This is a genomic window from Streptomyces sp. 11x1 (assembly GCF_032598905.1).
Lineage (GTDB): Bacteria > Actinomycetota > Actinomycetes > Streptomycetales > Streptomycetaceae > Streptomyces.
This window is the reverse complement of record NZ_CP122458.1, coordinates 4,451,278-4,473,218: the sequence shown is the minus strand read 5'-3', so window position 1 is coordinate 4,473,218 and position 21,941 is coordinate 4,451,278. Positions and strand designations below refer to the sequence as shown.

Genomic DNA, 21,941 nt, shown 5'->3' with positions numbered 1-21,941 from the left:
GGTCCAGGCTCAGCGGGACGGGCGGGGCGGGGCCCGCAGCACGCAGCAGGGAGGGCAGACCTCCGCCCACCGGCGTGCGACCACCGCCCACCCTGCTTGCCGGGCAGGGGAATGCCGGATCGCCGTCGGGGCGATTCGGCGTTTCGGGAGGGACAGGCAGGTGGGGGTCGGCCTCAATCGTTCGTGGTGTCGGCGGGTTGGGGTCCTGTGGTTGGGGGTTGCCCTGGAAGGGATGAGCGTGTCGGTCACTCTCATGGGTGATGTTGGTCGAAGTCGTGCGCGGGAGGGGAACGGGGTGTCTAGGTTCGTGGCAATGCCTCGTTTCCGGATGTATCCGTCGCCTGCGCAGGCCGAGCAGATGCTCACGCACTGCGCGCACGCGCGGTACGTGTGGAATCTTGCTGTCGAGCAGCACACGTACTGGAGGCCGGGTCGCAGGTCCGCGCCCGGTTTCGCGGAGCAGTGCCGTCAGCTGACCGAGGCCCGGCGGGAGAACGCGTGGCTGGGTGAGGGGAACGCGGATGTGCAGCAGCAGGCGTTGAAGGATTTCGCCCGGGCCAAGAGTGCAAGGTTCACGTCCGGGTTCGGTGAGCCGACCTGGCGCAGGAAGCATGTGCACGAGGGCTTCCGGGGCATCGGCACCGACCGCGTGCCGGAATACGAGGCGGACGGGTCGCCGAAGCTGAACGCGAAGACCGGCAGGCAGGTCATGGGCCGCTCGGTAGTCGTGCAGAGGCTGAACCGGCGCTGGGCACAGGTGAGGGTGCCCGGCCGCGGGTGGGTCCGCTTCCGCCTCAGCGCCGAGGGCAAAGGCGCGAAACTGCCCGCCGCCAAGACGTTCCGGGTCACCTTCCGCAACGGGCAGTGGCACATCGCCTTCGCCGTCATCCCCGACCCGGTCGAGGGGCCCGGCACGGATACGGTGATCGGCATCGACCGGGGCGTCACGATCACTGCCGCCCTCTCCGACGGCCGGAGGCTGAACTGCCCCAGCTCACCGTCAAGGAACGCGCCCGGATCCGCAAGCACCAGCGGCGCGCGGCCAGAGCGCCCAAAGGCAGCCCTGCCAAGGCGGCCGAGCATGCGATCGTGGCCGGGCTGAGGGCGCGGGAGGCGAACCGGCGTAAGGACTGGTACGAGAAGACCAGCACCCTGCTCGCTCGCGGCTATGAGCTGATCCGGTTCGAGAAGCTGAACATCAAGACGATGACCCGCTCCGCGAAGGGAACCGTGGAGCGGCCCGGCAGGCAGGTGGCGCAGAAGTCCGGCCTGAACCGGGCGATCCTCGCCCAGGGCTGGGGCCTGCTCCGCCAGCGCACCGGACACAAGGCCCCCGGCCGGGTCGAGGACGTTCCCGCCCCCTACACCAGCCTGCGGTGCAGTGCCTGTGGCTGGATCGACAAGAACTCGCGCAAGAGCCAAGCCGGGTTCGTCTGTTCCTCCTGCGGCTTCACCTGCAACGCCGACACCAACGCAAGCATCAACATCGCGGCAGGACAGGGCGGCATCCCCCGCCCCCGGCGCACAGCCGGTGCCGGAGGGACGACACCGCCCAACCAGCGGTCGAGCGTCCGTGAACCTCAGCCCGAACGGGCTGGAATCCCTACTCTTTTAAGAGGGGGAGGATGTCAAACGGTCGTCCTCGACACCCGCGAACGGGTCCGCGACCTCGGAGTGCTCAAGGCGCTCGGCATGACACACCGTCAGACCGTGACGATGGTCGTCATCTCCGTCGCCGTGGGCGGCGCGGACGGGTACGGCCAGGGCGTTGCGAACGGAGTGAGCGACGAAACCCCGGAAGTGGACAAGTCCGACTTACCTCGGGGTGTGAAGAGGTGTGAAAGGGGCGTACCGAATGCTGTACGCGCTCATACTCTGGCTGGCTCCCTCCTGGCCCTCGCCTGTCGCCGCCCTGTCCGACCGCATCGGACAGTGGTGTCCGGTACCGCTGAACGACCGCGAGGTCCGTGTCGTAGAGGACTGGCCTCGCGGTTCCGGGGTCCGAGGCCGGGGGCGCGTGGCGGAGTCCGCGCACTGGGCCCCGGATCCCGCGGGCGCCCCGCGCACCCACCAGGTGCCGGGGCGCCCACTCCGCTCACCCGGTCACCCACCTCCCTTGCCGCGCACGGGCGTTGACCCGCGCGGGGCGCGCCAGCAGAATGAGCCCCCATCCGCTTGAGAGCGCTCTCAGAACGGACTCCGGGCGCGCACGCACGCGCATCCGCACCTCCCACCTGCCCCTCGCACTCGCACCTCGCACCCGCCCCTCGCACCTCCAAGGGAGACCCATGACCGGCAGAACGGGCACCAGCGGCACCACCGGCAGCACAGGTAGCACCGGCAGTACCGGCGCACGAGCCCGCGCGTTCAGCCGCCGCAGGCTCCTCGGCACCGGCCTCGGCGCGGCGGCGGCGTTCACCGCAGTCGGCGCGGGCGCCGGCACGGCCCACGCCGCATACCCGGCATACCCGGTATCCCCGGCATCGCAGGCGTCCGCGGCGTCCGCCGCGTCCGGCGGCTCCGCCCCCCGGCGCGGGCACGCCTTCCTCGCCGCCGCGATGGACGCCTACCCCGACCACGGCGACCTCCGGCTGACCCAGAGCTACACCGACCAGGCGGGCCTGTTCAGTACGGCCTTCACCTACGACAACGCCCTCGCGATCCTCGCCCACCTCGCCGTACGCACCGAGGACGGCCGGGCCCGGGCGGTGGCGCTCGGGGACGCGCTGATCTACGCCCAGGAGCACGACCCGGCGTACGACGACGGCCGGCTGCGCCAGGCGTACAACGTCGGGCCGTACGTCCACTACGACGGCGTACCGCAGCCGGACGGGTTCGTCCGGGCGGACGGGACGGCCAACGTCGGCACGCAGTTCGGCTTCACGGGGACGGCCGTGGGGGACATGGCCTGGGCGGGCATCGCGCTGAGTGCGCTGGCCCGGCGGACCGGGGCCCGGCGGTTCCTGGCCGCCGCCGTGCGGATCGGGGAGTGGATCGAGCGGACCGGCCGTACCGACGAGCCCCTCGGCGGCTACAAGTTCGGCGTGAACGGGGCGAACGAGAAGCTGCCGTTCACCTCGACCGAGCACAACACCGACCTGATCTGCCTGTTCGGGCGGCTCGCCCGGCTCACGGGCGACCGGGTGTGGTGGCGGCGGCGGGCCCGGGCCGAGGCGTTCGTGAAGGGCATGTGGGAGCCGGGCCGGGGCGTGTCCGGCGGCTTCTTCTACACCGGCACGAACGACGGCGTCACCGTCAACAAGTCCCCGATCCCCGAGGACACCCAGACCTGGACCCACCTCGCCCTCGACTCCGACCGCTACGCGCGCTCCCTCGACTGGGCGGCCCGGGAACTCGCCGTCTCGGACCACGCCGAGCGCCGCAACAGCACGGTCCCCGCCGGGCAGTCGTACGAGGGCGTGACCTTCAGCTCGGCCGGCCTCCTCGCGAACGAGGACGCGCCCATCGCCGAGTTCCAGCCCAAGCCCAACCGCAACGGCGTCTGGTTCGAGGGCACCGCCCATCTCGCGCTCGCCCTGCGCGACCGGGGCGCGCGCGGCGACGAGAAGCGCGCCCGGCGCCTCCTCGCCTCTCTCGAACGCGCCCAGGACCTCCTCGGCACCGCCCAGACCGTCGGCGGCCGCGCCCTCCCCGACCGCTCGGGCGTCGTCTCGGCCAGCAGCCCCCTCGACACGGGCTTCGGGTTCGGCTACTACCCGTACCGGCACACGGGCGCCACGGCCTGGTACCTGATGGCAGCGGTCCGCTCGAACCCGCTGCGGGCCTGAGGCCTGCGCCCGCACCGGGGCCCGGAGCGCCGACTCGCGCTCCGGGCACGGGGGTTGTACGTCCCGTCACGGTGGGAGAGGGGTGCGCCGGCGGTCAGGAGCCCGGTCCCGCGTACACCGTCTCGCCGGCCGGCAGCAGTTCACCGAGGCGGGGCCGGTAGGAGGTCCGTCGGGATACGCCGATCAGCCACGTGGCGGTGAGGCGGGGCCGCCGGCCCTCGAAGAGCGGGGCGTCCAGCTCGGCGTCCGTGATCGACGCGGCGTCGGCGAGCAGAGGGTGCAGGGACCGCCTTCGGGTGGCCCCCTCGAACCGCAGGAACCGGCCACTCACCCGCGACCCGCGCGCAGCTCTCTCCGCCATCCCCGCTCCACCATGTCGGAAGCGTAGATGCGGTCCGTCCGCCACGGGGCAATGCGTCAGCGCCAGCAGCGCGTCAGAGCCATCAGCGCCATGGACGAGCAGGGCAGAAACGGCCGAGAACGACCGGCGCGGGCCTGGGGCTGATGCGTACTCAAGTGCGCCCGGGAAGACGGCAGTCGGTGTCTCGGCGGGGGAGAACCCGCGTGACGAACGAGGGCCGGGGACGGCGAAGTAGCGGAGTCGATGCGAAGTCTCCGGCGTGAACGACTAGCATCCCGGCCGTAAACAGTCGGTGGGGGACGGGAAGCGGGTCGGCGTTCGTCGACCGCGCCGGTCGTCGTCGGCGGTCCGTGGACGGAATGGGGTTGGTGTCGTGGTGGAGGCCGGGCCTCGGGTCGCTGTCGCCGTGGTGACGATGGGCAATCGGCCCGCGGAGGTGGACGCGCTGCTCGCCTCCGTGGCCAAGCAGGACGTCGCGCCCGCACGCATCGTGATCGTGGGGAACGGCTGCCCGCTCCCCGAGTTCGCCGAACGGCTGGACCTGCCCGGCGAGGTCACCCTCATCGAGGTGGACGAGAACCTCGGCTGCCCAGGCGGCCGGAACGTCGCCCTGGAGCGGCTGCGCGCCTTCGGCGACATCGACGTCGTCGTCGAACTGGACGACGACGGTCTGCTCGTCGACGCCGATGTGCTGCGCCGCGTAAGGGACTTGTACGTCGCCGACCCCCGCCTCGGCATCGTCGGGTTCCGGATCGCCGACGAACACGGCGAGACCCAGCGGCGGCACGTACCGAGGGTCGGGGCGAAGGACCCGATGCGCGGAGGCCCGGTCACCGGGTTCCTCGGCGGCGGGCACGCCCTCTCCATGGCCATGCTCGGCGAGACGGGCGACTGGGCCGCCGAGTTCTTCTTCGCGCACGAGGAGACCGACCTGGCGTGGCGGGCGCTCGACGCCGGCTGGACCGTGCTGTACGCCCCCGAACTGCTCCTCCAGCACCCGAAGACCTCACCGGCCCGGCACGCCATCTACTACCGCGTCAACGCCCGCAACCGCGTCTGGCTCGCCCGCCGCCGCCTCCCGCTCCCGCTCATCCCCGTCCACCTGGGCGTGTGGGTCCTCATCACTCTGCTGCGGATGCGCTCGGCGGGCGGTCTGAAGGCCTGGTTCGGCGGCTTCGCGGAGGGCTGGCGCGAGTCGGGTGGCGAGCGCCGGCCGATGAGCTGGCGGACGGTCTGGCGCCTGACACGGCTGGGCCGCCCGCCGATCCTGTAGGCCCAACGATCCTGTAGGCCCGCCGCCGCTGAAGTCGCTCTGTCCGACAACGTGGTTGGCGGACCTACCGCCGGACGGGCGGGAAGTCAGGCCTGTGGAGGCCTTGTAGGACCACCTCCGGGTGGCAGGGGCCCGTGAAGCAGGAACCCGAGGTGGCACCGCGTAGCGGTGCTGACCGCAATCGCCTGCGTTCACGCGGGCGAGGGCGTCAACAGGTCCCGCACACACGAGTGCCCCGGTCGTTCCCCCCACCGACCGGGGCACAGCGCTTTGTGCGGTTCCCGGATCCGGCAGCGGCGGCGGCACTCCCCCGAGCTACGCGTCTCACGCGTGCGCCGTCGTCGCCGGATCCGATGAAGTGATCACATCAGGTCCCGCCAACGGATCGCTAACATGAGCCCAACGGTTCCACGGGGAGCCGTACGGGAGGCGGCGGCAGGTCGCCGCGGGGCGGGCCCGGAACGACGGTGCGGAAAGGCAGCGGACGGGTTCTATGCGGGACGGGCTGCGGTTCGGACTGCTCGGTCCGCCGGTTCTGTACGGAACCGGCATCGGTGCCGGGGACGCGGATGCCACCCAAGTGCCCGGGAAAGCCATGGGTTCCGGCGGCGGCCCTTCGAACCGCCGCGACCCCGCTGGCGGCGTACGCTCCGTCGGCAGCGGCAAGATGCGCGCCCTGTTCGTCGCGCTGCTTCTCGAACCCGGTCGGGTCGTCTCCGTCGACACCCTGAAGGACGTGCTGTGGGACGCGGCGCCACCGCCTTCCGCGCAGGCCTCCCTGCAGAACCACGTGACCCGGCTGCGCAGGCTGCTGGACGACCCCGAGCGGCTGCGCGCGATCCCGCCGGGCTATCTGCTGCGGGTCGACGAGGGCGAGTTGGACGTCCGCGTCTTCGAGACCCACGTCCGCGCCGCCCGTGCCGCACACGCCGAGCGCGACTGGGCCCGCACCGTGCGCGAGTCCACCGCCGCGCTCGCCCTGTGGCGGGGCACACCGCTCGGGGGACTGCCGGTCGAGGAGTTCCGCGCCCAGGCGTTCGTCCAACGCCTGGAGGAGGCACGGCTGTTGCTGCTGGAGCGCCGGTACGACGCCGAACTCCACCTCGCGGCCGACAGGGCGGAGGCGGAACCCGCCGGGGCGCACGCGCTCGGCGCCCTCGCCCCCGAACTCGCCGCCCTCGTCGCCGAACACCCTCTGCGCGAGGCCTTCCACCGGCTCCTCATGCTCGTCCTGCACCGCACGGGCCGCCAGGCAGAGGCCCTCGCCGTCCACCGCGACCTCCGCGCGCGCCTCCTCGACGAACTCGGCGTGGAGCCGGGGCATGCCGTCCGCGAGGCGCACGTGGAGATCCTGCGCGAGCAGCCCCCCGAGCCCCGCCCGACGACCCCCTCCGACCCCCCTGCCGAGGATCTCCCGCTCCGCCCGGCCCAACTCCCGCCCCCTCCGGCTTATTTCACGGGCAGGACGGAGGTACTCGCGGAGCTTCGCCAGGAACTGGCCGGGGCCGCATGTGACGAGACCCGCACCGCCACTCCGCCAGGGGCGCGGGGCGGCCCCCGAGCCCACGGGCGCCCTGCTTCGCCGACGGCGGTCATCAGCGGCATGGCCGGCGTGGGCAAGAGTGCCCTCGCCCTCCACCTCGCCCATGAACTCGCCGAGCACTTCCCCGACGGCCAGCTGTACATCAACCTCCACGGCGCCACCCCGGGCATGACCCCCCTCACCCCCGCCCAGGCCCTCGCCGCCCTGCTCCGCGACCTCGGCACCGCCCCTCGCCGCATACCCGAAAGCCCGGACGCCGCCGCCGCGTTGCTCCGCTCGACCCTCGCCCCCACCCGCACCCTGATGGTCCTGGACGACGCCGCGAACGCCGCCCAGGTGCGGCCCCTCCTCCCGGCGGGCTCCGGCTGCGCGGTCATCGTGACGAGCCGCTCGCCCCTCACCGCGCTGGACGGCGCCCACCGCTTCCCGCTCGCCCCGCTGTCGGACGACGAGAGCGCTGCCCTGCTACGGGCCGCCTCGGGCCGCGCGGTGGGCCTGGACGCCGCGCACCCCCTCGTGGAACTCACCGGCCGCCTCCCGCTCGCCCTCCGCGTGGTCGCGGCCCGCCTCGCCGCCCGGCGCGCCCTCACCCCGGACGCGCTGGCCGGTCAACTGGCGGCCACGGAAGGGCGGTTGCAGCACCTCGAATACGACGACCTGAGCGTCCGCCGCTCCCTCGCCGTCGCCCACGAGGCCCTGCACGCCTCCCACCGCGAACCCGACCGCGACGCCGCCCACGTCCTGAGCCGCATCGGCGCCCTCGATCTGCCCGCCTACGGTGCGCCGCTCCTCGCCCGCCTCACCGGCACCGACGAGTTCCGCGCGGAGGCCGCCCTCGACCGCCTCGTCGACGTGGCTCTCCTGGAGGAGACGACGTACGGCCGCTACGTCCCGCACGACCTCGTGCGCCACTTCGCCCGCGAACTCGCCGACCCGGCCGACACCTCCGAGGCCGTCCAGCAGGCCCTGGGCTGGTACGCCGGACACGCCCGGCAGAGCCTGTTGGTGATGCTCCCGCCGGGTTACGAGCGCGACGAACGCCTGCGGACCACCGTGCCCGTGCCGGATCCGGGGCCCCCGGAACTCACCTCCGCCGAGGAGGCCTTTGCCTGGGGCGACCGCGAACTCCCCAACATCGTCGCCCTGGTGGAACGCTGCGCCCGGGAGGACGGTGGCCCGGCGGCGCCGCTCGTCCTCACCCTCGTCCGCCACCTCTTCCCCCATCTGCACCGGGGCGGCCGGCTGGCCGAGTTGGACGTGCTCGGACGGCACGCGCTGAACGTCGCGAGGTCCCTCGGGGACGACGAGGCCGAGGCGTTCGCCCTCACCGATCGTGCGGGGCTGCACTTCATGTCCGGCCGGGCCTCGGAGGCGCTCGCCCTCAACGACGAGGGCCTGAAGCTGTGGCGCCGCCTCGGAGTGGTGTCGTGCGTACGGCGCTGCCTGAACAACCGGGGGCTCGTACTGGCGAGCCTCGGCCGCTACGAGGAGAGCGAGGAGACGCTCCGGCAGAGCCTGGAACTGTCCCGGCAGCTCGGCGACCCCTACGGCGAGGCGGTGACCTTCAGCCACCTCGGCAACCTGTACAAACACACCGACGCGCGCGCCGCCATCGCCCACCACGAACGGAGCCTGGCGCTGGGCGAGATCGCGGACAGCCTCGTCGTACGGCACACCGCGCACTGCAACATCGGCTACGCCCACCTCCGCCTCGGCGAACCGGCCGCCGCCGTACGCAACTTCGAGCAGAGCCTGCGCATCCTCGGCGACGAGGAGGACTGGCAGGGCGAGTCCAAGTCCCGGCTCGGCCTGGTCCGGGCCCTGCGCGAACTCGGGCGCCCGGACCGCGCGTCGGAGGAGTGCGCCGTCCTCCTCGACCTCGCCGAACGCCGCGCCGACCAGTACGCCGTGGGCCTGGCCCGACACCAGCGGGGGCTGTTGCTCCGGGCCGACGGCCATGAGGAGGAGGCCTACCACGAATGGGAACGCGCCCAGGAAATCCTGGACGACACGGACTCGACGGTGGCGACGGACCTGAGAGAACTACTGAAGAACCGCACGCCGTAAGCCTCACGCCCCTGAACGGCGGCGCAGCCGCCCTCCAGGGGCGCGGGGCGGCATGGAATCTGCGGCTGCCGCCGCGTGGGCGCGACCAGCCACAACGAACCCGCAGCCGCCACCCGGCGCACCCTCCACCCCGGAAGGCGCCCCCGCACCCGCCCCCGCCCCCTCACTTCGCATCCGCGTAGCACTCCACCACCGCCGTAGTGAAAGGAAACCGCACCGGCGTCTCCCCGAACGCCAGCCGCCCCGAAAGCTCCGACGCCTCACGGATCGCCGCCACCACGGCCGGCGCCTCCCGCTCCGGGCAGTGCACGATCACCTCGTCGTGCTGGAAGAAGACCAGCTCGGCCGCCATGCCGTCGAGGGCGCGGCGGAGGGCCGCGAGCAGCAGCAGGGTCCAGTCGGCGGCGCTGCCCTGGACGACGAAGTTACGGGCGAAGCGGCCCCGGGCTCGGGAGTTGGTGGAGGCGTACCCGGGCACCCACTCGTCGCCCTGCGCACGCTCCCGCGTGTCGGGGTCACCGTCGTCCTGGGGGAGGCCCGCCTCGTCGCCGACCGAGTCCGAGGCGCCGACCGCCGGTGGGCACGTACGCCCGAGCCAGGTCCGTACGAGCCGGCCCTCCTCGCCCGCGCGGGCCGCGTCGTCGACGTACCGCACGGCGAGCGGGAACCGTCGGCGCAGCGCGGCGAGGTTCTTGAGCCCGTCCCCGGACGTCTGCCCGTACACGGCTCCGAGCACGGCGAGTTTGGCGTGTTCGCGGTTGCCGGAGAAGGCGCGGTCGGAGACGGACTGGTAGAGGTCGGTGGGGCGGCCCGCGACCTCCATCAGCCCGGGGTCGCGGGAGATGGCGGCCAGTACCCGGGGTTCCATCTGGTCGGCGTCAGCGACGACGAGCCGCCAGCCCGGGTCGGCGACGCAGGCGCGGCGGATCACCTTGGGGATCTGCAGGGCGCCTCCGCCGTTGGTGACCCACCGTCCGGTGACCGTGCCGTGTGCGAGGAACTCGGGGCGGAAGCGGCCTTCGCGGACCCAGTCGTGGAGCCAGGACCATCCGTGGGCGACCCAGATCCGGTACAGCCGCTTGTATGCCAGAAGGGGCTTCACCGCCGGATGGTCGAGGCTCTCGATCTCCCAGCGCCGGGTGGACTTGATCCGGATTCCGGCCTGGGCGAAGGCCTTGACGACATCGGCGGGCAGATCGGGCCGCACCCGCCGCCCGAACGCCTGCGACACCTCCTCGGCGAGTTCGGCGAGCCGACGTGGCTCGCCCCCGCCCGCGTACCGCTCGCCGAGCATCTCGTGCAGCACGCCACGGTGGACGTCGGCCCGCCACGGCAGCCCCGCCCGGTTCATCTCGGCGGCGACCAGCATTCCGGCCGACTCGGCGGCGGTCAGCAGGCGCATCCGGTCGGGGTGGGCGGTGGCGTCGTGCCGCCGCTGCTGGTCCGCGTACACCTCGACCAGTTCGGTGAGGGGGACATGGACGGGGCGGGGCTCGAACAGGGAGGGCTGGGCGCCGGGGTCGGCCGAGCGCGCGGGCGGGTCCGGGGGGACGGGGGCGCGACGGAGCCGGGCGAGCGCTGCGGCGGCGGAGCGGGGTTCGCCGAGTCGGCCCTCGTGTCCGAGCAGCAGGGTCTCGGCGTCCTCGATGTCGTAACACCGCTCCACTCGCACCCCCGTGGCGAGCAGCCGTGGATACACCTCACCGGTGGACCGCCACACCCACCGCCCCACCTGCGGCCCGCGCCGTCGAACCGCCTCCGCAAGGTCGGGCTCCCGCGTCACCGCCCCTGCGAGCAGCCCGTCGGCGCCGAGCGGGGCGATCTCCACGCCCCCGTCCTCGGCCGTCGCGAGCACCCACCGGTCGGTCATGGGTGCGAGTGTGACAGGGGGGTCTGACAACCGCCGGGCGACGCGACCCGACCCACGGCACACCCACCGCCCCCGGCCCCTATGCCTGCTTGCCGTCCTGCCCCTGGCCCTGCTCCTGCATGAGGGCCTGGAGTGTCTGGAGCGCCTCGGTCACGTTCGCCTCGGTGGCCTCCTTGGTGACGCCGAGGCCGCTGAGCACTCCCTGCCCGTTCTCGAACTCCAGGAGGGCGAGGAGGATGTGCTCGGTGCCGATGTAGTTGTGGCCGAGGCGGAGGGCCTCGCGGAAGGTGAGTTCGAGGACCTTCTTGGCGTCGGGCCCGTAGGGGATGAGCTCGGGGACCTCGGCGGCGGCCGGCGGCAGGACGGCGGTGGCGGCGTCCCGTACGGCCTCGGGGGAGAGGCCCTGGGCGACGAGCGCCTTGGCCCCTAGCCCGTCCGGCTCGGCGAGGAGCCCGAGGACGAGGTGGGCGGGCAGCCCTTCGACGGCACCGGCGGCCTTGCCCTCGCTGTGCGCGGCCGTGACCACGTTCCGGGCGCGGGGGGTGAAGCGGCTGAAGCCCTGGCTGGCGTCGAGGTCGTTCTCGGCCTTCGGCACGAACCGCTTCTGCGCGGCCTGTCGGGTGACCCCCATGCTCCGCCCGATGTCCGTCCAGGACGCGCCCGAACGCCGGGCCTGGTCCACGAAGTGGCCGATCAGATGGTCGGCCACGTCACCGAGGTGGTCCGCGGCGATCACCGCGTCCTGGAGCTGGTCGAGCGGTTCCGGGTGCACCTTCTTGATGGCTTCGATGAGTTCGTCGAGACGGATGGAGGAGGTGACTCGAGGATTCGTCGTCATGTGTCAACCGTAGGTTGACGCTCCTGGCGTGTCAACCCGAAGTTGACGCCCGGTCTGCACCGGCCACGCCCTCACACCCGCCGCCGCGCGAGAGGCCCCGTAAGGGGCGCGAGGAACGGCGCGCCCAGCCACACCCCACCCGCACACGCCCCCCAACCGCACCCACCCCCCACCCCCTCCCTGCTACCTCACCCCGGCGCTCGCCACCGCCACCACCCCACCCACTCCCACGCACGCCCCCACGCACGCGCCGAGCACCTCCCACGGCACCGCCACACCCACCGGCGCCGACAGCACCCCCAACGCCCCCGCCACACCGGCCAGGTTCACCGCCGTGACCGCGACCCCCAGCAGCACGCCCACCGCGATCGCGGCCAGCGCCTCACCCACCACGACCACCCGCACCTGCCCCCGCGTCGCCCCCGCCAGCCGCAGCGACCGCAGCTCCGCGCCCCGCGCCGACGTGGCCATCAACAACGTCCCGGCCAGCGAGATCCCCGCGTACACGAGCGCGATCCCCAGCACCACGGCAAACCCCAGCCGGGTGTGCGCCTTCGTGCCGGGACGGTTCGCCGCGAGCCACTCCCCGGCCGACCGCACGGTCCAGCCGGCCCGCTCCGACCGCCCTTCCAGCGCCGCCGCCGCGCCGGCCCGCTCCATCCCGCTCCCGCGCGGAGCGACCCGCACCTCGACCCGGTCCACCACCGCCCCACCCGCGTTCGCGGCCGTCACATACGCTCCGTTGTCCCCGGTCCCCTCCGCGAGCACCGCCGCGATCCGCAGCCGTACCGGCCGTCCGTCCCCGAGCCACACCCGTACGCTCTCGCCGACCTCGTTCCGCTCCCACTCCTCGTTCACGACGATCGAGCGGTCGTCGAGATCCCGCACGTCACCGGCGACCACCGGCAACCGCGACACCGTCGCGAGCGCCGCCGCGTCCGTCACCGCCCGCGCCTCGGACCGCACGAGCGCGGTCCCGTCCTCCACGACGTACACGGCGGTGGGAGCGGACCCGACCACCGTCGCCCCGTCCCCGACGGCGTCCCGCACCGCCTCGTCCCGCAGCCCCGTTCCCGCCTCACCCGTGATGACGAAGTCCGCCCCGGTCCGTGCCGCCGCCTCCGCGCCCTTCGCCCCGGCGACCGTCCCGGCGGCCCCCAGCAGCGATCCGGCCAGCGCGACGGTCACCAGCACCGGCGCGGCGACGGCCGCGGTACGGCGTACGGACATGGCCGCGTTCTCCCTGATCAACAGCCCGACGGCCCCGGGCAGCGCCGCACCCACCAGCCGTACGACCGGCCGTACGAGCAGCGGCGCGAGCGCGGCCACGGCCGTGATCAGCAGCATCGGCTGGGTGGTGTACGTCTTCCGCTTCAGCAGCTCGGCGGGGTCCGTCCCCACCTTCCAGGCCAGCAACCCCAGTCCACCCACCAGCAGCACGCCACCGATCACCCGGCGGGACAGCGGCAGCACCCCCGTGTCCACGGACGCCTCGCGCAACGCCTCCACGGGCCCGGTCCGCCCGGCCCGCCGCGCCGCCACCCACGCCCCCGCCAGGGCCACCGACACCCCCGTCCAGAAGGCCAGGTGATACGGCCACACGACCGCGCCCGGCACCGCGAACCACGACGGCGCCACCCCGCCGTCCACCAACTCCCGTACCAGCAGCGGCGCCCCCCACGCCCCCAGCGCGCACCCGGCGCCGGACGCCACGAGCCCCACCGCCACGGCTTCGCCGAGCAGCAGCCGCCGTACCTGGCCCGGGGTCGCGCCCGCCATCCGCAGCAGTCCGAACTCCCGTCTGCGCAGTGCCACCACGAACGCGAACGTGGACGCCGTCACGAACACCGAGACGAACGCGGCGACCCCGCCGGCCGTCCCCAGCAGCGAGTTCACGGCGACCAGCGCCTGCGCGTCCCGCTCGTACGACGGGTCCACCTGCCGCCGGGCGTCACCGGCCACCACGCGCGCCCGCTCTCCGACCACGGCCCGCACCTCGGCCACGGACGCGTCCACCCCGACCGCGTCCACCCCGCCCGTGTCCGCCCCGGCCGCGTCGGAGTCGGTCGCGTCCGTCCCGCCCGCGCCCGTCGTCACCGGCCCCAGCTTCCGCAGTTCCGCCAGCAAACGCTTGTCCACAGGGTGTGGACGGACCAGCTTCTGCGACACCCTGGCCGTGCCAGGGCCCCGCCGCACCTCCACCGTGAGTCTGTCCTGGCCCGCCACCACCACGGGGGAGGAGTCGAAACGCTCCGGCGCACGCGCGGGCGGATCGAGCGACGCCGCGAGCCCCAGACCCATGGCCGTCATCACCCCGACCCCCACCGTCACGGCGACGAACGACCCGACCAACGCGGCCCACCGCGTACGCAACGACGACAGAGTCAGCACGTCACGCCTCCGGCGACCCCGTCACCCGCAGCCCGCTCCAGCCCCGCGGCCCGCCCCGGCGTCGCCGCCCGCTCCAGCCCCGCCATGCGCGCGGCCACCGCCTCGACCGACGGCCGGACCAGTTCGCCGCTCACCCGCCCGTCGACCAGGAACACCACCCGGTCCGCGTACGACGCGGCCACCGGATCGTGGGTCACCATGACCGTGGTCTGTCTCTCCCGGTCCACCAACTCCCGCAACAGGCACAGCACTTCACGGCTGGTCGTGGTGTCCAGTGCCCCGGTGGGCTCGTCCCCGAAGAGAACAGCGGGCCGGGTGATCAGCGCGCGGGCCAGGGCGACCCGCTGCTGCTGCCCGCCGGACAGCTGTGCCGGCCGGTGTCCGGCCCGCTCGGCCAGCCCCACCCGGGCCAGGGCCTCGCGTACCGCACCCCGCGAGGGGCGGCGCCCGGCGAGCCGCAGCGGCAGGGCGACGTTCTGCGCGGCGGTCAGGGAGGGGAGGAGGTTGAAGGCCTGGAAGACGAATCCGATCCGGTCCCGGCGCAGCAGCGTCAGCCGCCTCTCGCTCAGCCCCGCCAGCTCCACGCCGTCGACCCGCACGGTCCCGCCCGACGGCCGGTCCAGCCCCGCCGCGCACTGCAACAGCGTCGACTTCCCCGACCCCGAAGGCCCCATCACCGCGGTGAAGGTCCCGACCCCGAAGTCCAGGTCCACCCCGTCGAGGGCGATGACGTCCCCGTAGGCCCGCCGCAGCCCCCGTACGCGTACCGCCGCACCCCCCGGCTCTCCGTGCCCTGCCCCGTGCCCAGCCCCATCCTCACCGGGACCGGCCGGACTCCGGCCCGTCCCGGCCGAGACCGTACCCACCCCCGCGGACACCTTGCCTGCCTCCGCCGACACCCCGCCCGCCTCCGCCGAGGCCCTGTCTGTCTCCACCGTGGTCATGCCCTCAGCGAACCGTCCGGGCCCCCGCCCGCGCACGACCCCTGGAGGGCGTCCTGGGGGTAGGGCCAGCCCTACCCCGGCCGGAATCCCCGCACCGGAACCCCGCCCCACCCCATGACACGATCGAACACGTGAGTACGACCAGCACGGTGGACCGCGCCTTCGAGGCCGCGCTCTACGCCGACACCGACGCCGCCCTCGACAGCGGCGCCTCCCTGCTCGCCGCCGACCCGGCGGCCGACGCCGAACTGGCCCGGCGTGGGCGGGAGTTCGTTGCCGGGGCATGGCGGCGGGGCTGGCAGCCCGCCGATGTCGTCCGGTTCGCGCGGCGTGAGCTGGAGGACGAGCACGTGCGGCTCCTCGCGCGCCTCGTCGTCGAGGAGCACGAGTCCGCCGCCGGGGAGCACGGGACCGCGCGGACGGGCGGCCGCCCCCAACCTCCCGGTCCGCGCTGGGCCGCCCAGCTCGACGAGATCAGGGACCTCGCCGCGCATCCCACCCGCGCGGACCGCTTCTCCCAGGCCACCACCGCCCTGGAGCTGTACCGCCTCCTCCTGCGCCTGCCCACCGTCGAGCCCCTGGACCGTCCACGGGACGCCGGCGCGGCCAAGAACTCGCCCCACCCCGAGTCCCGCATGCTCAGCCGGATCCGCGCGCTCCTCGCGAAGGCGGAGGCGACCGGATTCCCGGAGGAGGCGGAGGCGCTCAGCGCGAAGGCGCAGGAGCTGATGGCGCGGCACAGCATCGACGAGGCGCTGCTCGCGGCCCGCGCGCACAGCAAGGACGCGCCCGGCGCGTGCCGGATCGGCGTCGACCCGCCGTACGAGACGGCCAAGGCGATCCTCCTCGACGCGGTCGCCCGGGCCAACCGCTGCGAGGCCGTGTGGAACGAGGCCCTCGGCTTCTCCACGGTGGTCGGCTTCGAGGCCGACCTGGAGGTGGTCGAGCTGCTGCACACCTCGCTCCTCGTCCAGGCCACCACCGCCATGACCAAGGCGGAGGCGGCCCAGCGCAAGGGCGGCCGCAAGCGGACCAAGACCTTCCGGCAGTCGTTCCTGGCCGCCTACGCCCACCGCATCGGCGACCGGCTGGCGGCGGTGGCCGAGGCCCAGGTCGCCGAGGCGCGGGCCGCCGAGGCGGAGGCCGGGGGCGCGGGTGGGGTCGGCGGCTCCGACCAGGACCTGCTGCCCGTCCTCGCCGCCCGCGACGTGGCCGTCCACGACGAGTTCAGCCGGATGTTCCCGGACACGGTGACCACCCGAGTCCGAGGCGTCAGCGACCTCGCCGGCTGGCAACAGGGCGCGGAAGCAGCAGACCGCGCCCAGGTCAGGGCGCGCCCCCGGCTACCGGAATGACCCGGGCCAGGCACTGCCCCGGAAGCCGGCGCCGGCTTGGGAACCGGCCCTGACTCGTGCCCCGCACCAGGCGTCGTGCCCCGCGGCTGGACTCATGGCGCGGGCCCGGCCCGACCGTGCCGAGGTCAGGGCGCGCCCCCGGCTACCGGAATGACCGGGCTGGGCGCTGACCCGTCACTGGCGCCGCCGGTCCGGGAATCGGTCCGGACCCGGGACCGCCCCTGGAGTCGTGACCGCCCCCGGCTGCCGTCATGACCCGGGTCGGGCACACTGCCCCGGAAACCGGCGCCGGCTTGGGAACCGGCCCTGACTCGTGCCCCGCACCTGCCTCCGGCCCGCCCAGGCGCCGCCGAAGCCGCCGGCTCCGCGTGCGACCCCGGCGGCACGACCCGGGCTGGGGCACGGATGCCGTCCCCGACTCCGCCCCGGCCCGACCTCGGCACTGACGGGGCCCCGTTCGGCCCCAGGACTCAGCCGCCCGCCCGCCGGCATGCGTGGCCTCGACGACTCAGTCGCCCACCGGCAGGAACGGCCCCACCGTCGCCTCCAACGTGCTCTCGGACTTCACCGCGACCTCGGCGTCCGGCCACTTGAAGCTGCTGACCTTGCTGTCGCCGGGCAGGGCCAGCTTCAGCTCGTCCACGGCGGCACTCTTCTCCGCGTCACCGGCGACCCCGCGCACGTAGGAGATGGAGAAGCTCACCGACTGGCCGCCCGCCAGCTTCACCTCGGTGTCCTCGGACGCGCCCTCCTGCGGCTTGAGCGCCCACGACTTGTCGCCGGCGAACAGATCGACCCCGGCGAGGCCCTTCAACGTGCAGGCCGCGTCGCCCTTGTTGGTGACGGTGACCGGGACGGCCCCCTCGTCCCCGGCGGCCGGTGCCGCACTGCTGGGCCCGAGTTCCAGGCCGACCCGCGCGGCCGTGCACGCGCCCTCCCGGGCGCTCTCGGTGGTGGCGGCGGCACCGGTCTTGCCGTCGTCCCCGCCGTCACCCCCGTCACTCCCGCTGCAGGCGGTCAGGGTGAGGGCCGCGAGAAGGGCGGCGGCGATGGCGGTCGGAGCGGTGCGCATGGTGTTCCCGGTGGAGTTCGTGGCTGTCACGGCACAGCCGGCGGCGATGTGAAAGTGCGAACGGGCCACCGAACCCGGAGGTTCCGCGGCCCATCCCACACATGATCTACGACCCGGCCGCCGAGCGAGGCCCATTCCACAGCCCCACATCCCCACCACCCGAAGACGACTCCACGGCCCCGGCTCGGACAGCTCCACGGCCCGGCGCCCGAAGTCGAGGCGTCCGTCCCCGCCCCTCCCGTTTAGCCCGGCCTCCCCGCCCGAACCGGCCTACGACCCCGCGCTCGCCGTGGGCAGATCCGTCGGCAGCCCGGACGGCATCGACCCCTCCGCCTTCCGGAACGTCTCCTCGCCGACGCCACCCTCCCAGGTGATCGTGAGGGACTTGGCGCTCACCTTGTCCACCATGCCCTCGGTGCGGGCGTCACTGCCGTCCTGGCACTTGAGGCTGATCATCTGCATGTTCGCCTCGTCGGAGACCTTGCCGCTGCACACGGAGGTGCCCACGAAGACGGCGACCTCCGCGCCATTGACGAACAGGGCGACCGGCTTGCCGCCGGTCGTGGCCAGCCAGTTGCCCTGGAGTTCGGTCTCGGCGCCGGAGGAGTCACCGGAGCCGCCGCTGTCCGCGCCGTCCGACGGCTTCGGGGCGGCGGACGACTCCTTGCTCCCGGAGTCGCCACCGTCGTCACTGCCGCCGCTGCACCCGGTCAGCACGAGCGCGGCCGTGAGCCCCGCCGCCGCGGCCACGACGCGTATGCGCCGGCTCGCGAAGGAATCCCTGGTCGCGGGCCTTGCCGTCTGCGCGGTGGTCGCCGCGGTCACCGTAGTCACTGGAGGTCTCCCAAAGCTGTGGCCGGATCCGGTCGCCGCGGCGACAGCGGCAAGCTACCAGCAGCGCCTCGGTGCCAGACGGCCGGGAACTGTGAGAACTCCGGGAAGGACGGGACGCCCCGGTAACCCCTGGGGCACTCTGCCCCCAGCGGCAGGCAGGCCCAGGCCGCCCCCGCCCCCACCCCCTACCAGGAAGACTTCCGCACCCCTGGCAGATACCCCGCGTGCGCCTGCTCCCGCAGGCTCACCCGGGACAGCCCGAACTTGCGGAAGTGCCCGCGGGGGCGGCCGTCCACCTGGTCCCGGTTGCGGACGCGGGTCGCGCTGGCGTCGCGCGGCTGGGCGCGCAGCTCCCGCTGGGCGGCCTCGCGCTCGGCGTCCGAAGCGGACGGCCGCCGGATGATCTCCTTCAGCGCGGCCCGCCGCTCGGCGTACCGCGCGACGATCTCCCGGCGCTTCTCGTTCTTCGCGATCTTGCTCTTCTTCGCCATCGGCTCCTCAGCTCCTCAGATCTTCACGCCGCGCGCGCGGATCCGCGCGACCGCGGCCTCGACGCCGATGACGTCCACGGTCTTGATTCCCTTCGTGCTCAGCCGCAGCCGCACATGGCGGTTCTCGCTGGGCAGCCAGTACCGCTTGGACTGGATGTTGGGGTCGAAGCGGCGGGACGTACGCCGGTGGGAGTGCGAGATGCGGTTGCCGAAGCCGGGCTGGGCGCCGGTCAGCATGCAGTGGGCGGACAAGGTGATGCACCTCTCTCGATCAGGTGGTGTAAATGGAATTCATTTTCAGTAAGGTAGCAGCATGGCACGCAACGAACTCCGCCCGGTCATCAAACTCCGGTCGACGGCCGGCACCGGCTACACCTACGTCACCCGCAAGAACCGCCGGAACGACCCGGACCGCCTGACGCTGCGCAAGTTCGACCCGATGGCGGGCCGTCACGTCGACTTCCGAGAGGAGCGCTGAGGCGTCGATGAAGAAGGACATCCACCCGTCGTACGGGCCCGTCGTCTTCCGGGACCGTGCCGCGAACCACACCTTCCTCACGCGCTCGACGATGACGAGCGAGAAGACGATCGAGTGGGAGGACGGCAACACCTACCCGGTGGTCGACGTCGAGATCTCGAACGTCAGCCACCCCTTCTACACGGGCACCGCGCGCGTCCTGGACACCGCCGGCCGCGTGGAGAAGTTCCAGAAGCGGTACGGCGCCGGGAAAGTCGGAGCGGCCGGGCCGACCGGATCGATCGGTGCGACCGGCGCAGCTGACACGGTCGGAAAGAAGCGAGGCTGACCGACGTGACCCAGCTGTCTGTCGCGATCGTCGGCGGGCTGCACGCCGACGCCCGGCGGGCCGCCGTCGAGGCGCTGCTCGCCGAGGTCCCGGGCAGCGTCGCGCTGCACCACGACCTCTCCACCGCGACCGACGGTCCGGACGCCAAGGTCGTCCGGACCGTCCGGGACGCGGCGGGCCTCATCTCCACCGGTGAGACCCCGCTCGTCAACGACTGCGCCTGCTGCGCGCTGCGCGAGGACCTCGTCCCCGAACTGGAGCGCTTCGCCGACGCGGGCCTCACCCGCCTCGCGGTCGTCGAACTCTGGGACTCGGTCGAGCCGAAGGCCATGGCCGAGGTGGTCGCCGCCAGTGGCCTCCGCATCACCTCCGTGATCACGGCGGTCGACCCCGCCCTCCTGCTGCCCTACCTCGGCAACGGCGACGACCTGGCCGACCGGGGCCTCGCCGCCGCCACCACCGACCAGCGCACGGTCGCCGACACCTTCGCCCGCCAACTCGAATACGCCCCGGTCCTCGCCGTACTGGACTCGGAGGACGCGGACGACGAGGACAGGGCCCTTTTGTCCCAACTCCACCCGACGGCCCAGCGGGTGCCCATCGGTGACGGAAGCCGTGCGCCTGAGGTGGCTGCAGGCCCCGAAAGGGGCGCGGGGCAGCATCCATCTGCGGCTCCGCCGCGGGGCGCGACCAGCCACAACGCACCCGCACCCGGCGACGTGCGCCGGCCCCTACGGCGCTCCTCGGCCCTGCTCGCCGCAGCGTTCGCCGGCTTCGACGTGGACGCCGCAGCCGCGGCCCAGCACCCCGCCTCCGCGCTCCTGCCCACCGACGCGGACGAACACGGCGTCACCACCCTGGTCTGGCATCGCCATCGCCCCTTCCATCCGGAGCGGCTCTACGAGGCACTCGAAGACCTCTGCTGCGCGGCGGCCCGCAGCCGCGGCAGGTTCTGGCTGGCCGAGCGCCCCGACACCCTGCTCCACTGGGACGCGGCCGGCGGCGCCCTGTGCGTGGAGTCGGTCGGCCCCTGGCTCGCCTCGCTCCCGGACGCCGCCTGGGACATGGTGCCCCCGGTCCGCCGGGCCGCCGCCGCCCTCGACTGGCACCCGGAACACGGCGACCGGTGCCAGCACCTCGTCTTCACCTCCCCGGGCCTGGACCGCGACGGACTCGAACGGCTGCTGGAGTCCTGCCTGCTCACCGACGCCGAGTACGCCGCGGGCCGCGCCGCCTGGGAACGGCTGCCGCGCCCCTTCGACACCTTCCTGGAGGTCTGAACCGCCATGCCCCGCAAGCCGGAGCGCAAGCCTGCCAAGTCCCGTCCCAACCCGCTGGACCAGGCGAAGATCACATACATCGACTACAAGGACACGGACCTCCTGCGCCGGTTCATCTCCGACCGGGGCAAGATCCGCAGCCGCCGTGTGACCCGCGTCACCGCGCAGCAGCAGCGCCAGCTCGCGCGGGCCATCAAGAACGCCCGCGAGATGGCCCTCCTGCCGTACTCCACGCGCTGAGCCCCTGCCCGACCTGATCCGAATACCGCGCCACCCGCGCCACCCGCACCACCTGCGCCGCAGGCGCCACGGGTACCACCGGCACCACCACCCCCCACCCGGCCCCGGGGAGGCTCCACGACCTCCCCGGGGCCGTCCCTTTTCCGCCATTCTGCGGACGCCGCCCTCCCCGCCCTGAACCGCCCGGTTCCGCACGCCGTACGGAGAGATGTAGTCCCGGATGGAACAGGATCGCGCCGCGCTACGTCTCTCTGGTGCTGTAACCGAGGAGACACCCCGCGTGCACGTGCATACGCTCATGCATCTGCACGTGAACAAAGCTATGATCCGGGGCAGTTGACTGCCGCATCACTGGTGTCACTGGCAACACAGACACCACTGACAAGGCAGGCGCCACTGACAAGGCAGCCATCACTGGCAAAAAGGCATCACTGGCAACACCGGCCACATCAGAGCCAACGCGCATCCAGCGCACTACTGCACCACCCCGGGGAGCGACCTGTGGACCACGACGTGTACGGCGTGGATGACGTGTACAACGGCATGGCCGCGACGGAGCTCACCGAGCTCCATGCGGTGGCCTGGCAGAAGAGCCGGCACAGCAACTCGCAGGGCAACTGCGTGGAGTTCGCCCGGCTGCCCGGCGGTGAGGTGGCGGTACGCAACTCGCGCTTCCCCGACGGCCCGGCGCTCGTCTACACCCGCGCGGAGATCGAGGCGATGCTCCTGGGCGTCAAGGACGGGGAGTTCGACCACCTGGTCGGATAAGACCCGCTCGGCGGCGGGAA

At 73.3% G+C, this 21,941-nt stretch carries 20 protein-coding genes; 11 read left to right on the top strand and 9 right to left on the bottom strand.

The annotated features are described in order from the left end of the window. The first annotated feature begins 232 nt into the window (after nt 1-232). From P8T65_RS19485 to P8T65_RS19475, 3 genes are all read left to right on the top strand, one after another. Nucleotides 233-1,102, top strand: coding sequence for a transposase (locus tag P8T65_RS19485; RefSeq protein WP_316726556.1), 870 nt, complete (start codon nt 233-235; stop codon nt 1,100-1,102). 104 nt (nt 1,103-1,206) lie between these two features. Then, on the top strand, nt 1,207-2,136 hold the full coding sequence (locus P8T65_RS19480) for a zinc ribbon domain-containing protein (protein WP_316731641.1): 930 nt from the start codon (nt 1,207-1,209) through the stop codon (nt 2,134-2,136). A gap of 152 nt (nt 2,137-2,288) precedes the next feature. Continuing rightward, the gene (locus P8T65_RS19475) at nt 2,289-3,788 is read left to right on the top strand and encodes a Tat pathway signal sequence domain protein (protein WP_316726555.1); all 1,500 of its coding nucleotides are present in this window, start codon (nt 2,289-2,291) and stop codon (nt 3,786-3,788) included. Between the two features lie 94 nt (nt 3,789-3,882). Here P8T65_RS19475 and P8T65_RS19470 read toward each other — a convergent pair whose 3' ends face one another. Beyond that, nucleotides 3,883-4,149, bottom strand: coding sequence for a DUF6000 family protein (locus tag P8T65_RS19470; RefSeq protein WP_316726554.1), 267 nt, complete (start codon nt 4,147-4,149; stop codon nt 3,883-3,885). 373 nt (nt 4,150-4,522) lie between these two features. Here P8T65_RS19470 and P8T65_RS19465 point away from each other — a divergent pair, with 373 nt between their 5' ends. Together P8T65_RS19465 and P8T65_RS19460 are read left to right on the top strand one after the other, a co-directional pair. Beyond that, on the top strand, nt 4,523-5,422 hold the full coding sequence (locus P8T65_RS19465) for a glycosyltransferase (protein ID WP_316726553.1): 900 nt from the start codon (nt 4,523-4,525) through the stop codon (nt 5,420-5,422). Nucleotides 5,423-5,915: 493 nt separating this feature from the next. Beyond that, nucleotides 5,916-9,032 (top strand): BTAD domain-containing putative transcriptional regulator, encoded by a 3,117-nt coding sequence (locus tag P8T65_RS19460; RefSeq protein WP_316726552.1) that lies wholly within the window; start codon nt 5,916-5,918, stop codon nt 9,030-9,032. A 163-nt stretch (nt 9,033-9,195) separates the two neighbouring features. On the opposite strand, the gene P8T65_RS19455 is transcribed toward P8T65_RS19460, so the two are convergent. From P8T65_RS19455 to P8T65_RS19440, 4 genes are all read right to left on the bottom strand, one after another. Next, nucleotides 9,196-10,902: a bifunctional 3'-5' exonuclease/DNA polymerase gene (locus P8T65_RS19455; RefSeq protein WP_316726551.1), complete on the bottom strand. Its 1,707-nt coding sequence runs from the start codon at nt 10,900-10,902 to the stop codon at nt 9,196-9,198. Between the two features lie 79 nt (nt 10,903-10,981). Next, nucleotides 10,982-11,740, bottom strand: a complete 759-nt coding sequence (locus P8T65_RS19450; RefSeq protein ID WP_316726550.1) for a Clp protease N-terminal domain-containing protein — start codon at nt 11,738-11,740, stop codon at nt 10,982-10,984. A 183-nt stretch (nt 11,741-11,923) separates the two neighbouring features. Then, on the bottom strand, nt 11,924-14,131 hold the full coding sequence (locus tag P8T65_RS19445; RefSeq protein ID WP_316726549.1) for an ABC transporter permease: 2,208 nt from the start codon (nt 14,129-14,131) through the stop codon (nt 11,924-11,926). After that, nucleotides 14,125-14,883 (bottom strand): ABC transporter ATP-binding protein, encoded by a 759-nt coding sequence (locus tag P8T65_RS19440; protein WP_316731640.1) that lies wholly within the window; start codon nt 14,881-14,883, stop codon nt 14,125-14,127. Before P8T65_RS19440 ends, P8T65_RS19445 begins: the two co-directional genes overlap by 7 nt. Before the next feature lie 323 nt (nt 14,884-15,206). Between P8T65_RS19440 and P8T65_RS19435 the strand changes: the two genes are divergently transcribed. Next, complete coding sequence (locus P8T65_RS19435) at nt 15,207-16,430, top strand: DUF2786 domain-containing protein (protein WP_316726548.1); 1,224 nt, start codon at nt 15,207-15,209, stop codon at nt 16,428-16,430. Between the two features lie 508 nt (nt 16,431-16,938). Here P8T65_RS19435 and P8T65_RS19430 read toward each other — a convergent pair. The 4 genes from P8T65_RS19430 to rpmB all read right to left on the bottom strand — a co-directional run bounded on the left by P8T65_RS19430 (nt 16,939) and on the right by rpmB (nt 19,079). Then, nucleotides 16,939-17,502 carry a DUF4232 domain-containing protein gene (locus tag P8T65_RS19430; RefSeq protein WP_316726547.1) on the bottom strand — a complete coding sequence of 188 codons (564 nt, stop codon included), beginning with the start codon at nt 17,500-17,502 and terminating at the stop codon, nt 16,939-16,941. Nucleotides 17,503-17,772: 270 nt separating this feature from the next. Further along, complete coding sequence (locus tag P8T65_RS19425) at nt 17,773-18,336, bottom strand: hypothetical protein (RefSeq protein ID WP_399099328.1); 564 nt, start codon at nt 18,334-18,336, stop codon at nt 17,773-17,775. Between the two features lie 185 nt (nt 18,337-18,521). Continuing rightward, nucleotides 18,522-18,827 (bottom strand): 30S ribosomal protein S14, encoded by a 306-nt coding sequence (rpsN, locus tag P8T65_RS19420; RefSeq protein WP_316726546.1) that lies wholly within the window; start codon nt 18,825-18,827, stop codon nt 18,522-18,524. A gap of 15 nt (nt 18,828-18,842) precedes the next feature. Beyond that, nucleotides 18,843-19,079 (bottom strand): 50S ribosomal protein L28, encoded by a 237-nt coding sequence (rpmB, locus tag P8T65_RS19415; protein WP_184905144.1) that lies wholly within the window; start codon nt 19,077-19,079, stop codon nt 18,843-18,845. 61 nt (nt 19,080-19,140) lie between these two features. Between rpmB and rpmG the strand changes: the two genes are divergently transcribed. The 5 genes from rpmG to P8T65_RS19390 all read left to right on the top strand — a co-directional run bounded on the left by rpmG (nt 19,141) and on the right by P8T65_RS19390 (nt 21,921). Then, nucleotides 19,141-19,305: a 50S ribosomal protein L33 gene (gene rpmG, locus P8T65_RS19410; protein WP_033524681.1), complete on the top strand. Its 165-nt coding sequence runs from the start codon at nt 19,141-19,143 to the stop codon at nt 19,303-19,305. A 7-nt stretch (nt 19,306-19,312) separates the two neighbouring features. Beyond that, complete coding sequence (locus P8T65_RS19405; protein WP_316726545.1) at nt 19,313-19,633, top strand: type B 50S ribosomal protein L31; 321 nt, start codon at nt 19,313-19,315, stop codon at nt 19,631-19,633. A 5-nt stretch (nt 19,634-19,638) separates the two neighbouring features. Further along, on the top strand, nt 19,639-20,913 hold the full coding sequence (locus P8T65_RS19400; RefSeq protein WP_316726544.1) for a GTP-binding protein: 1,275 nt from the start codon (nt 19,639-19,641) through the stop codon (nt 20,911-20,913). Between the two features lie 6 nt (nt 20,914-20,919). After that, nucleotides 20,920-21,153, top strand: a complete 234-nt coding sequence (gene rpsR / locus P8T65_RS19395) for a 30S ribosomal protein S18 (protein ID WP_184905141.1) — start codon at nt 20,920-20,922, stop codon at nt 21,151-21,153. Between the two features lie 501 nt (nt 21,154-21,654). Further along, nucleotides 21,655-21,921 (top strand): DUF397 domain-containing protein, encoded by a 267-nt coding sequence (locus P8T65_RS19390; protein ID WP_193382079.1) that lies wholly within the window; start codon nt 21,655-21,657, stop codon nt 21,919-21,921. Nucleotides 21,922-21,941: the final 20 nt, after the last annotated feature.